General features: G+C 57.9%; 7 protein-coding genes. 1 reads left to right on the top strand and 6 read right to left on the bottom strand.

The features are described 5' to 3' along the window. Positions 1–360 precede the first annotated feature (360 nt). A complete protein-coding gene (locus HCO70_RS14235; protein ID WP_172297227.1) occupies positions 361–3,738 on the top strand; it encodes a ubiquitin-activating E1 FCCH domain-containing protein in 3,378 nt (1,125 codons plus the stop codon). Between the two features lie 113 nt (positions 3,739–3,851). Here the strand turns inward: HCO70_RS14235 and HCO70_RS14230 are convergent, their stop codons facing one another. From HCO70_RS14230 to HCO70_RS14205, 6 genes are all read right to left on the bottom strand, one after another. Continuing rightward, positions 3,852–5,657 (bottom strand): acyltransferase, encoded by a 1,806-nt coding sequence (locus HCO70_RS14230; RefSeq protein ID WP_172297225.1) that lies wholly within the window; start codon positions 5,655–5,657, stop codon positions 3,852–3,854. A 114-nt stretch (positions 5,658–5,771) separates the two neighbouring features. Continuing rightward, positions 5,772–7,127, bottom strand: a complete 1,356-nt coding sequence (locus HCO70_RS14225) for a hypothetical protein (protein ID WP_172297223.1) — start codon at positions 7,125–7,127, stop codon at positions 5,772–5,774. A 95-nt stretch (positions 7,128–7,222) separates the two neighbouring features. Next, positions 7,223–9,415 carry a polysaccharide biosynthesis tyrosine autokinase gene (locus HCO70_RS14220; RefSeq protein ID WP_172297221.1) on the bottom strand — a complete coding sequence of 731 codons (2,193 nt, stop codon included), beginning with the start codon at positions 9,413–9,415 and terminating at the stop codon, positions 7,223–7,225. Between the two features lie 343 nt (positions 9,416–9,758). Then, positions 9,759–10,907 carry a glycosyltransferase gene (locus HCO70_RS14215; RefSeq protein ID WP_172297219.1) on the bottom strand — a complete coding sequence of 383 codons (1,149 nt, stop codon included), beginning with the start codon at positions 10,905–10,907 and terminating at the stop codon, positions 9,759–9,761. Beyond that, positions 10,900–12,120, bottom strand: coding sequence for a glycosyltransferase family 4 protein (locus HCO70_RS14210; RefSeq protein ID WP_172297217.1), 1,221 nt, complete (start codon positions 12,118–12,120; stop codon positions 10,900–10,902). The genes HCO70_RS14215 and HCO70_RS14210 overlap by 8 nt, the downstream gene beginning before the upstream one ends. Then, positions 12,117–13,088, bottom strand: coding sequence for a glycosyltransferase family 2 protein (locus HCO70_RS14205; RefSeq protein ID WP_172297215.1), 972 nt, complete (start codon positions 13,086–13,088; stop codon positions 12,117–12,119). The genes HCO70_RS14210 and HCO70_RS14205 overlap by 4 nt, the downstream gene beginning before the upstream one ends. Positions 13,089–13,105: the final 17 nt, after the last annotated feature.

Raw genomic sequence — 13,105 nt, 5'->3', positions numbered from 1 at the left:
TTTCATTCGGATCCTCCTCTAGCAGAGCTTCCCGCAGCCTTCCAGCCTGATAACCCTGCAATTCTGGCTTTGCCGCAACAGTGCTTTCGACCTGCCTCTCAATTCATGGACCCGGACCCGTCAGGCAGGCAAGATCGAAATGCCGACGGGCTTTAACAACCATTGGCGCGTTGCCGCCCGCGGAAGGCAACGCGCGTCGTATTATCAACGGGTTAGAAATTGGCGACCATTGTCCCGGCCTCGTCCAGCCAAGGGTCGAAGAGGCAGTCCGCACGTTCGGCCAGCGCCCACACCCACGCTGCATTCGGACATGGTTTGCCACTGCACATCGTGCCGGTAACTGGAATTGGAGTTCGAGAAATGGGTCTCTTCAATCTTGAAAGCGCCAACCATGCATTGGATGGATCGGGCAATCCAGTCCCGGGGGCGCGGAAGTTTATCTATGTTGCTGGCAGCGATACGTTGGCACCGATTTATCGCGACAGCGGGCTGACCATCACCCAGTCAAACCCCCTCAAGGCTAGTTCCGACGGTGCGTTCGACCTTTGTTACCTGGTCGACGGCAACTACAAAGTCGTGATCCTTTCCCCCATCAAAGAGACTCTGTTCGCTCAGGACAACATCACCATCGGCTCGTCAGTGTCCCTGGGGATCAAGCACGGATTTCGGACGGTCGAGGAAATTGAAGAGAACAAAATCCTTTCCTACGCTGCGGGAACCGGCCGCGCAAAAGTCGTTCCGGGCGACATCATCCTTGCAAGCACGGCGGCGACATACTTCCGCATTGCCGATCAGGGGGCCGTTGACGCTCACGCAGAGACGGCCGGTGGCGTCAAGCTCTACGAAACCGGTATCCAGTACACGAATTCCGATCGGTTCAAGGCAGCTGTAGCACGCGGCGAGGTGTTCCGGGCCGGCGCGACCGTGGCCGCCGGCGGCGCGGCATTCACCTTCGCGGATGATGGAAACACGGCACTTGCAGGCCTCACAGGCTGGATAAAAACCCTTTCCGAAGACAACGACGCTTCCGTCGCAAGCGCCAAGGCAAAGACGGACCTGATAACCGTCAGTCAAAGCGTCAACATTGATGCGGTGGCTGCGCAGGTCGCGGGCAGCGATACATATGACAGCGTCGCCAGCGGCCTGGCCGCGACCAACGACACGGAAGTATTCTTTGTCGCCACCCTGCCGGGCCTCCAAGTCTTCCGCAACGACGCGGGCAGTGAAAGTCTTCTTGGCTGGCACAGCGATGTGCTGTTCAACACCGCCTCCGATCTCTTCACGTCCGCCACCACCTTTGCCGAGAACACCGTAATACGCACCCGGGAAGAAGGCTTCGCCTACAAGGTCGCAGCCCTCGGTGCCTCCGATCACGATGTAACAGTGAATGGCACCAAGCTTTACGTCCTTCCGCGAGAAGGAGTTATGGATTTCGGCGCATGGCAACCCGACGTCACCGGGACAACGGATATGCACACCCTATTTGAATCAGCCTGCGCGGCGGCCATTGCGCGCGGCTGCTCTCTTCGGTTGCCGCAAGGGAGGATCCGCTGCAACCAGAACGTCTACATCTATGCGCCGGCTAATGGCCGCTTCAGGATGTACTCGGACGGTCGAACAACGCTGCATGTCACCGGCCAGGGCATCAAGTTCGAAGGACCTCAAGGACCAGAGACGGTGCTTGCCACAGATGCTCCACGTGGGTCGACTTTCATCGAACTGGCGGACGTAACGGGAATGAATGTCGGCGACATGCTCTACCTGAATGCGCCCGACACTCGGGTGGAGACCGGCTGGAGCTATCGCAAGCAGTGCATTCGCAGGATTGCCGCCTTCGATGGCAATAGGGTGCAACTCGATCAACCGCTGGATTTCTGGTTCGATTCGATCGAAGGCAATCTCGGTGGGAACCCTGGCACGACGCCAACCGAGGTATCGAGTTACAAGCCCGCCTACGTCCACCTTCAAAACTTGGATTTTCTATGCGACCCGGCCACGACAGTCAGATTCCGCGGCCTTTCCGGCCTGGTCGAACACTGCACCATAGAGGGACCAGTCGCCGGATGGCAGCCAGATTTTTCGGATGGCTTCGTGACGTCGAAGTGCGACAATCTCACCTACGACCACTGCAGGATAAGCAAGGTTCGCTACAATTCGATAACCAGTGGCTCGCGCTTTGTGACAGTCAGGAACTTCGTCGCAGAGCAAGTGCGCCACCTCGACGCCAGCAACTGGGCGCAGGACTTGTTGTTCGAGAACGGTGTCGGCATCGATACGGATGGGATCATTCAGTGTCACCCGACGATCCGGCCCGTCTTCCGAAACGTCCACGATAGCGTCACCGGCGGACTGCTGGGACTTGACCTGCGCGGGCTGGGGGAAACCGTAGAAAACTGCTCATCGACATCCGATGCGGAAACAGAAGGCAGCCAAACAAACCTGCCCATCTTGCTCGACGAGTACGAGCAGATGGCAACCGACTACACACGAACCCTCCGCCGGTTCCGTTCGACCAAGGCTGCAATCAAGCCCGGCAAAGAAGGCCGCATCAGGATCGAGGACTGCGCCGTCCCCTACATTGCTGAAGCGCAGGGGCTCAGCAATCCAGATTGCAGGATCCACGTTGACGAACTGACGCGACTCACCGCGCCGGTCGATCGCACGAAAACGCGCGCTTTCCAGAGCATCATGGGCCTTGGCAAGCCGATCCACGTGCCCTTGGACACCGGTTGGTGCTCATTTCCAATGGGTCAGCCGGTCATCGGCATCACGCAGGCAGCGCAAGGAATTGTCACCGCACCGAGCCACGGCTTGGCCCATGGCCAGTTCCTGTACCTCGTCGGGATCGGCGGAATGACCGAGTTGGATGGAATAAGATACCAGGTTGGCAATCCTACGACGGACACTTTCGAGCTGCGCCACAGAAACACTGGCGCGCCGATCGATACCACCGGCTTCGGCTCTTTCACCGGCGGCGGTCACATCAGCGCCTGGGCACTACGGGCCGGGATCACCGGCATAACCCAATCCAACCCGGGCGTTGTGACGTCCACCGGGCACAATTTTCAGGACGGCGACTTTGTATACATCAACGGCGTCGACGGTATGGCCGAAGTCAACGGCACCGTCTGGAAGGTCGCAGGGATCACAACGGATACGTTCCAACTCGCCGATGTCGCGACCGGCGACCCGGTCGATACGTCCGGCTGGTCCATCTATGCTGGCGAAGGCACTGCGACCCGGCAGATGCAGGTACCCACGTTCAGCGCCTATCAGACGCCTTGTATAGGCCTGAAGGACAAGCTCTGGATGAAATGCGGCGTTTACGACGAAGATGATGTCTACGCCAACCGTCCGCATCGGATCAAGGTACGGATCGAAGACATGGGCACGGGCGCGGTCGATCAGCGTTCGCGAGACGGCAAGCTCCGCGTACGCTATGCGACGCCGGACGGTGTTCTTGATACGGAGTACCGTTTGTACTTCAGTTATAGCGACGAATTCATCAAGGCTACACTCGTCAACACGGTCGCGGCCGATCGAGAGGGAGCGATGGCGCTCTCAATCTCAAATTTTCAGATTCACGGAATTGGCCAAATTTCAGAGGCTGGTGGTGTCTGGACAGACTCCGTGGTCAATGATCAGTATTATTGGACCTTCGACATCGAGATGGACGGCCGCGAAGGCAGTCTGGGCAAGGTGACAAGATGTGAAGTCGAAGTCGAAGAATGGACTTAGCCCTCATAAGAATTGTTGACGTTTTCGGGTCCAATTCCGGAATTTCGGCCACCGCACTCCTCTTGCGTCTGCGCCGGCTGGTCCAATTGATCATGCGCACTATTGCAAGCCTTTCACCGGTCAGGTGTTTTGGCGGCAATCTCCAATTCTCCCAGAAATTCCTTCCAGACCTCTGTCTCGAAAAGAAGGGAGCCGAAATATTCCGCCCCAGGCTTCGTCACGTGGACACGGTCCCCGGACAGAATTGCCCCTGAAGAGTCGAACACAGGCAGTTCATCTCCTGTCTCAGACGCATTCCCGAGGATATCTAGAAAGTACCCAGCCGGCAAAATACTCTTTATCCTTCTGTTCCTTCGCACGACGTCTTCGTCGACTCGAACTCTAATGTCCGCTCGTTCCGATGCCGGAACCCTTCCGAACGCGTTCAAATTGTAGCCGAAATCCTTCAGGCCCACGAACAAGACTGCTGTTGTATCAAGCAATCCGGAGCCCTCGATCTCCTCCCAGCACACGTCGGTTAGGTGATAGGTCACAAAGATGGCTGCATCGGCCGACCGGATAAGTTCGTAGGTTTCACTGTCTTCGCGCCCGAGTTCGCAAACGTCGAAGTACGGCCGGTACACAAGGTTGAACCGTTCAAGCTCACCTGCTTCCGTCATCATATTCACGAAGTCACGCGCTTGGCTGTTTCCGACGACGACCAGGTTCAAGGCCCCGTTCGACTCGAACGTGTTGGCCTCAAACCTGTGCACTCGGCTGTTATAGGCAATGTAGTAGTCGCTGGCCCGGTTCTCTTTCATATCGAAAATCCTGCCGGGAAAGCCATGGTTGACGTGAATGGTCACACCGATTGCAATCATGAAGACAGCAATTCCTGCAGCCCCAACTACCGAGGCCGGTTTGCTGGGCAACAGAGCCGGATTGCGCGCCGGTCGCTCGACAAATCGCCAAGTCAGATATGACAGCAGGAACAACAGGGGTATCAGAGAGTACATCGTTACCAATGACGGCTCTTCGACACTGGCTATCCGCATGAAGGCGAACATTGGTTGATGCCACAGGTAGAGGCTGTAGCTAATCAACCCAGTCCAGACCAGAAGCCGATTTGACAGCAGCCTGGCAGTCAAGGTTCCCTGCTGACCAAAGCCGATGACTGCTGCGCTTCCTACAACCGGTAGCAAAGCCGCATACCCCGGAAAAGGTGTCTCCGGTCCGAACAAGAAAATCGACCCGAGGACGGCCGCGAGACCTAGTAGCGCTGCTGCCTCATTCGGCCGGGTCATCCCTTTGCGAAACGCAATGGCGACCAGCGAGCCGACCAGTAATTCCCATGCACGTGCATCGATCATGTAGAAGGCGTGGTCAGGCCGGACAAGCATCCAGAACTGGCAAACGGCGAAACTCAGAAATGCCAAAAAAATTGCAACGTGAGGAACAAATCGCTTGGCGTATTTTGTGGTGATCCAAAAGAGCAGCGGCACTACAATGTAGTACTGTTCTTCCACACCTAGACTCCAGGTGTGCAGCAACGGCTTGAATTCTGCCGCCGTATCCCAATAACCACTGGTCATATTTAAGAGAACATTGTTTGCAAAGATCAGCGTCGCAACGACGCTCTGCGCAAAGTTTTCGAATGGGTCCGGCAACATCAGAAACCAGCCGAAAGGAAAGCACGCTGAGATCACTACAAACAGCGCTGGAAGGATCCTTCGCGCTCGTCGCTCGTAGAATTTCAGGATTGAGAAGCGTTTCTGATCCAGTTCACGCAGTATGATTTCGGTGATCAGATAACCACTGATCACGAAAAACACATCCACACCGATGAAGCCGCCGGAGAAGACTGACGAACCGGCGTGGAACAAGATGACGGGAACCACCGCAACGGAGCGAAGGCCGTCGATCTCCGGACGGTACTTCAAGCCGGCACCCGCTCCAATTGACTGTCGGCGCAAGCCGACACGTTGCCTTCCAGCACGTGCTTCGCTGGGACACTGATGACAACAGTGGCGCTTCTGACACCAAGAAAGCTAGGGTCAGACTTCATGCTTGAGCACCGTCGGCATACCTTGAGCCGGCCGTTTCACTTTATCCACAATAGCAGGAGTCTTCAACCTGGCCATCGCCGCTCCCATAACTAGAACTAGAAAATGGAGGACTTGAATAGTCAGACTTTGATAAGCAAGCATAACGAGGGCCATGAACAGAAATCTCTCTCCTGCCTTTTTCGCACGTATGGTGAGAACCAGAATACAAGCGTAAAAGCTGATGGTCGCCAGCCCGCCAAGATCGAATATCAGTTCAAAAAAGTTCGAGTTCAGTGGCAGAATTCGCCCGTTCTGCCCATATCCGACACCGAGCCCATATTCCCTGAAAAGCGCCACATTGTAGCGGCCAATTCCCAACCCTGTGGCAACGACGCTCGGGTGGTTCGCAACATAGTCCTGCGCAAAGAACTCCTGCCGATAGACGACCTCTCCGTCCAGCCCGATCTCGACCTCCTGAAACCGTCGGTCGATGCCTTGCTGCATTGCATCTAGGTAACGTTCGGTTGCAGATCCTAAAAACGTTGCAACAAGCAGACACGCGAATGAAAGAACGGCGAAAGACTTCAATACCGACATATTGACCAGTGCCATTGTGATCCCAAACAGGACTAAGGCAAGGTAGTATGACCCAGAGAACGTTAGTATCGAAGCAATCAAAGATAGATAACCGAAGGCGCGATAGAGGGTTCGTCGCTTCTCTACGTCAATCCGAACCAGTTCGAAACATGCCAGCGCACCAACGAACAACACGTACGCCAGCCTTTTCGGTTCACTGGAAAGTCCGTTGACCCTTAAAAACAACCCGCTTTCGACAGCTGCGCTGGCCGTTCCGGACTGATCACGGACCAAACCGCGAAACGGCAGCCCGAGGTCAAATGCGATAATCTGGTAGAAACTGTAGATGGAATGTACTGCTGCCGCGAGTGCAAATCCCTGAAGAAGAAGCAGATATCCGCCGGGACGGCGCGACATGTAATACGCAAACAGGAAAAGCGCGAATACGCCGACATAGTGAGACGCCCGCAAGATAAGCCGAGTACCGACATCGCCGTAGACAACCGACACCAGGAACTGGGCCGCAAAAGACACGAAGATGACCGCGATCGGTAACGATATCGAAGCAGGGAACCTGGTCTTTTTCTGGAACACCCACCAACCGGCGATCAGCATCGGAACCGTGTGCCAGTTGGTAAGAAGCGTGACAAAGGGAACGAAAAAGAACAACGACAGCATCAGTGGGATGTAGAGAAGCAGACGCTGCGGATCCTTGATCAGAAGGTAAAGCGTCAGCACAAAGCTAATCAGAACAACCAGCGGGTCGAAAATGCTGTAGCCGGTAGCCATTGTTCAGGCCCCGCGAACAGACTTTTGTGCCAACAAAGCGAGGACCCTGCTCGCCTCCCTTCGCTGTCTACTTGACCATAATGCGCCCACGTATGTCACGTGTTGTAGTACCGACGTCCGTAACCCGCATACGCGCCATATTTACCTCCGTAGCCGTATCTCCGCATCCGTTTGGGATCGAGTTGGGACAACACCAGGCCGTTAACAGTCAGACCGACCGAGGAAAGCTGGCGCACACCGTCCTGAACCTGCGACTTCGGGGTTCTGTCCCAGTGGACAGCATACATGATCGCATCGACATAGTGGCCGAGAACGCGGGCATCGGGGACGACCAGAACGGGCGGGGTGTCGATAACCACAAAATCGTACTGCTCGCGCACGAATTTCATGAATTCACGAAACCGCTCGGAAGCGAACAAATCCGCCGCGTTGATTGAGGCATTATCCCCCATGAGTACATCGAAACCGAGTTCCGGATCCTGGATTAGCGCTTCGTCCAGCGACAACGTTCCGGCGATCACCTGATACAGGCCACCACCGCCGGGTTGCCGGAAATAGTTCTTGAAGGTCCGGCGCCGTACGTCGCCTTCGATCAGCAGCACGCGCTTCCCAAGCCCGGACAGGTTATGCGAGAAGGCGATCGCAAGGGTCGTCTTGCCTTCGCCCGGAACCGAAGACGTGGACATGATCACGCGCGGTGGGTTGTCCACGTTAGACAGCAGGACTGACGTACGGATATTGCGAACTGCTTCAGACGCCGCAGATGTCGGGTTCCTTACAAGATAGTCCAACAAACCTTTGCGCCGTCGAATGGGCATCTTCGGGACCTGGCCGACAACCGTAAGTCCAGTGGCCGCCTCGAGTTCGTCAGCCGTACGGAACCCGTCGCGCATGAAATGGCGAAGCATCAGGATTGCCACCGCGAACGTCGCTCCCAGCAGGAAGGCCATCGTCAGTATGCGGTTCGTCTTTGGCTCCACCCGGAAACCCGAAGAAGCGTCGGACAAGATCCGGCTGTCCGCCTGTTGCAACCCGATCTGGATCGACGTTTCCTTGAGCCGCGCCAAGAAAGTCTCGTAGAGCACGCGCGTCGTCTCCGCCTCTCGCAACAGATTGTCTGCCTTGGCACGATCCGCCGTCCGAGCCTCCATCTCGTTCACCAGTTCGTCATGTGCCGACTGAAGGCGGTCAAGCTCCGGCTGCTGCTGAGCAAGCGCCGACTGGTCGCGCGAAATCAGGGTGGCAACGCGCGAGGCGAAAGCTGCCTGTGCTCCGCTGTCACCGCTCTCTGCGCTGCTGGCAAGCTCCTCAAGCTGCGGATCATCGGACTCGGCGGCCATTGTGGCGTAGAGTTCCGTTCCCTGCATCGATGTCAGCGCGGCAAGCCGCTCGCGAGTCCTTGCCTGGCGAGCCTCTACAACCTGCAGACGGGCCCGCGACTCCCTTACCCGCAGATTTAGAGCCTCCAACGCTGCCGTGCTGATCATGTTGGATTGGGTATTGATGTCCTGGATCGCGTTCTCTTTTTCCTCGAGCTCCGCCTCAAGCTCGGTCACACGCTGCGAAAGCCAGTTCACCGCATATTCAGTGGCTGAGAACTTAGTCCTGATTTGATCATCCAGGTAGATTTCGGCCAGCCGGTTCGCCATCAATTTGGATTTGGCACGGTTTTCCGTGGTGACCCGGATCCGAAATAGATACGTTCCGCGCTCGGCTGTAACCGCTATCGCGTTCTGTGCGGCCCGTAGGGTGAGGTTCATGACAACCTGTTCATCGGGCTCCCCGCGCACCACGACCTGACGACCCAAAAGCTGCCGTAACCGGTTCAACAACACTTCTGACGAATAGGGTGATGGTTCCCGAAGAAGCCTGTTGAATTCAGGGTCTTCCGTTAGCTCCAGATCTCTAACCAGCTGCTCGATCAGGCCGCGTGACTGCATAATCTCGACTTCGGTATTCAGAGAAGCCTGATCCTTGCCGACACCAGAGATAACACTCTCCAGATCAACGACATTCTGGTCCCGCACCTGCAGCAGCAACCTGCTCTCAGCGGCATATTTCGGTACGACCACACGCGTAGCATAATACCAACCGATACCAAGCGCGATGACAGCACAGAATGCAATGAACCACTTCCCGCGCCAGATCACGCCAAGAAGCTGGCCAATATCGAGTTCGTTCTCCTCTACACGTTCCGACCTGAATTGTTGCGCCTTGTTTTCGCCGGCGCCTCGGTCTTCGTAACGGGAGGACTGGTCGGGATTGTAGTTCACGCGCGAGATTTCCATTCTGGGACTTCGGACCGTCGTTCTCGTCTCATCCGGATCCTGCCGTAACCGTCATAAAACGGATGCCTCCCGGATCGCTTGCTGGGCCGCAGCCCCATTAACTGCTTTTCATCATAAACTGAACCGCCCTTCACGGTAAGCCATACCAGCTACGAATTGCCGGGCGTGTGGCAGTTGCATTTTTTCCATCACTTCAAGGCGTTCGAGTTGAAACACGATGAAACGTGTGCTCGCGTATGCAACATCGGGCAAACAATCTGTCTCACTGACCGATATGATCGGCGGACCACCGGGCGAGCCGCAACGGGACTGACAAGGGCGAGCCGGCCTGACACGCTGGAAATTACAGACTATGGACGCAGCCTGGCTGCGCACCCTGACCGGCAGCCCAATGATACAATTCACGCAGTTGCGAGGAGATGACGTCCCAGCCGAAGTCGCGTGCAATCCAGTTACGGCCTCTTGCTCCCATGTCCTGCAACTCCTTTGACTCGCGCGCCATGGCTGCCGCCATTGCGCCGGTCAAATCCGACTGATCCATCCGGAGCCACCAGCCACAGGCGTGCTCTTCTAACCCGGACCATGGGGCATTTTTCGTCGTAATCACCGGAACTTCCTGCAGCAGTGCCTCAGCGATCACCAGGCCGAAATTCTCGGCATGTGTCGGCAGAACGAACAGGTCCGCAGATCGGTAGAGTGCCTGTTTCTCATCGCCATAGACTGCGCCGGGAAACTTCACGCGCGCCAGTCCCAGCTTTTCAGAGTGCCGCTTCATCGCGGCCTCGTGGCCATTTTCATCCAGCCCGGCAATCACTAGTTCCCACCCGGGGAACATGGCCTCAAGCGAGGCCCAAGCAGTGAGCAGATAATCAATGCCTTTTTTCGGGTGTATCCGGCTCAGAAAAAGAACCCGCCGAAGCGGCTTTTCCGGCCGCAGCAGCAGCGCCGGCACGTCGAGGCCGTTGGGGATGATCGCGACCGGGTTCGTCAGGCCGAGTTCGCGGAAGTGCTCCGCTTCCATATCGGCTGTCGCCCGCAGGCAATGCGCCCCCTCCAGATGCGCATTTTCGAAGCACCAGCCGGCAAGGTCCTTTTTCCACCGTGAGTTCCGCCGAGCCCAAGGGTCCAGCATTCCCCGTGGCGTGACCAGATACGGTTTCCCTTGCCGCCGGTAGTGTCGCAAATTCGCCAGCGATGGATAGGTCCACAATCCCTGTACATCGATCAGGTCCGGCGACAGCGCAGTGATCCCGCCAGCCATCCCCGGTGCGTATTGCAGCGCCGCCGGCCCGGAAACACGGAAAGGATGAACCCGTGGCCCCCAGTCCATCGCAGCTTCGGGCCGATCCGGATCGACCGTACCCATTACATCGACGGAGATGTCGTCGAACCGGTCGACGCTGCGCGCCATGCCGGGCACCGAGACAGCCAGACCGCCCGCGGCGGGCGACAGTTTCGATGTCAGCAGCAGGACCTGCAGAGGATCAGGCATCGACGCGCCGCGTTACTTTCGTTAGGGCATGATACCGTTCCAGAAGCGTCGCGGCAGCCGATTTCCAGGAATATGTATCGCGTATCTGTTCCGAACGCCCCGCTGCCTTGTGCCACCTTTCCTCAGCAACAAATCGACCGATGGCATCTGTTAGCGGTGCGATCGCGCTCTCGACAAGCAAGCCGCCGCCCGCCGCGGCGATCTCCGGAAGTGCCCCGGCAGGAGACGCAACAACCGGCAAGCCTGCGGCAGCCGCATCAAGCGCGGTGATGCAAAAGCCTTCTTCAGTCGACGGCTGGACGTAGAGGTTGGCCCGGTCGTAGAATTTTGCGAGCTCTCCGAACGGCAGTGCCCGGTGCAACCGAACATTGCTGCCCAGCCCGCGTCTTTGAATGTCCGTCTCGATGGAACTGAAATACCCGGCGATCCGCCCTGCCGGGCCGACAACATCCCATTCCACGCGATGGCCGCCCGCTTTCAGCCGATCGGCTACCTCGGGGATCAGGTGTTGGCGCTTATGGGGCGCGAAACCACCGACTGTCAGCAGACGCAGTGGCGCACCGGGTTCTGGCTGACGTTTCGCGGGCGGCGACATCAAATTCAGCAATTCACCGGTGGGGCCATGTGGCACAACCTGAACCGGTGCGCGCGGGAGCACGCCTGACAGCAATGACGCAACCTGCCGGGAAGGCACAATGTACTGATCGTAGTGATGTCGGCGTAATCTGCCGTTGTTTTTCCAGGACACTGCCTGCAAGCGTGCCAGTTCTTTGAGCCGCGCCAGCGCCGGCGCTTCCGGTGGCAGAAGTGCGCATTCCATGGGGGGAACGTTATGGACAGTCGCGACCGTCGGGACGCTCAGCCCGGCTGTGTCTAGCACCTCCATGACGAACAGCCCGAACATCACATGTACCAGGTTCGGTGCATCCGGCGAACGCGCCGCTGCGTGAGCTTCGTCATTCACCCGTTTGCAGAACAGGTAACGCTGCTCCCGCCCGGGGTCGCCTTCGGACGGATAGCCGGCGTCGACCCAGCGGACCCTATACGCCGGCGCGTCCACATTTTCCGGCAACCAGTTTTCCGGGGCCGGTCCTGGCACCCACAATTCCGCATCCACGCCCTGCCGAACCAGGGCAGACAACGTCTCGTGCAGGTAATTCACCGTACCGCCGACCCGAGGGAAATAATGCTCGCTGATCGCCAGCAGCTTCATCCCTGTGTCCCTCCTGCGGGCCGGTTGCGCAGACGTCGGTAGACCCCAGATGCCGCAAGTGCCGCCGAAGGCCCGCCCACGCGGCGTAGAGTTCGCAAAGGCCACCGCGCATCAGGCACATACCCGGGATCCAACCGCGACGCGCGATTCAGCGCCGCCTTCGATTGCGCGCGGTCCACCGCCCAATAGGACATCGCGATCTTGTCCAACCGCTGCGCCAGAGCGCGCCGAATACCCGGCGGCATCTCCGTCCCCTGTGCCGCGTAGCTTTCCTCGACCTTGTCGCAGACCCGCAACCGCGCCTCCAGTTTCCTGACATCGTTGTCGGACGACACACGACCGCCCCGCTCTGCATGGACGTAGAGGTAATTGACCTCCGGCACCGCTATGAAATGCGTGCCGGTCTGTAGCATGCGGATCAGCAGATCGCCGTCCTCGTCCGTTGTAAGTGTTTCGTCATACCCGCCAAGTTTGGTCAGCAACTCCTTCGGAAACAGCACCCCGCAATGGTGCAGGAATGGCCGTGCAAGCAGGCGCGCAAGCTGCGCTTCGGGCTCTGCTGCAATATCCCGCCAAGTATCGTTCGGACTCGCACGACCGTCGACAAAGACATGCTTCGTCGGCGCGAACGGAATGCCTCCGGACGCGGCCCCCCGGGCAGCCCGCAACAGCGCGCTGAGATGCTCGGGGTCCAAGCGGTCATCTGCGTCGAGGAACTTGACCCACGCCCCGCCAGCCTCCGCCAGCCCCGCATTGCGCGCAGCCCCCTGACGCCGGTTCTCCGGCAGGCGCAGCACCCGCACATCCGTATCCGCAAGTCCTTCGAAAACCGGGTCATATGCGGGTCCGGACCCGTCATCGACAACGATCCATTCCGCGTCCGTATCGGTATTCACGGCCATCGACGCCCTCAGCGCGTCAAAACCGTCGGGGCGGTAGGCCGGAATCACGACGCTAACCGAAGGCAATGACGCTCTCCTTTGTA

Source organism: Pseudoruegeria sp. HB172150 (assembly GCF_013184805.1).
GTDB lineage: Bacteria > Pseudomonadota > Alphaproteobacteria > Rhodobacterales > Rhodobacteraceae > Psychromarinibacter.
This window is presented reverse-complemented; position numbering and strand designations above follow the sequence as displayed.

Excerpts from the sequence above, each read along its gene's own strand:
- HCO70_RS14220 (WP_172297221.1), bottom strand. The coding sequence starts at position 9,415 with ATGGAAATCTCGCGCGTGAACTACAATCCCGACCAGTCCTCCCGTTAC.
- HCO70_RS14225 (WP_172297223.1), bottom strand. The coding sequence starts at position 7,127 with ATGGCTACCGGCTACAGCATTTTCGACCCGCTGGTTGTTCTGATTAGC.
- HCO70_RS14210 (WP_172297217.1), bottom strand. The coding sequence starts at position 12,120 with ATGAAGCTGCTGGCGATCAGCGAGCATTATTTCCCTCGGGTCGGCGGT.
- HCO70_RS14215 (WP_172297219.1), bottom strand. The coding sequence starts at position 10,907 with ATGCCTGATCCTCTGCAGGTCCTGCTGCTGACATCGAAACTGTCGCCC.
- HCO70_RS14235 (WP_172297227.1), top strand. The coding sequence starts at position 361 with ATGGGTCTCTTCAATCTTGAAAGCGCCAACCATGCATTGGATGGATCG.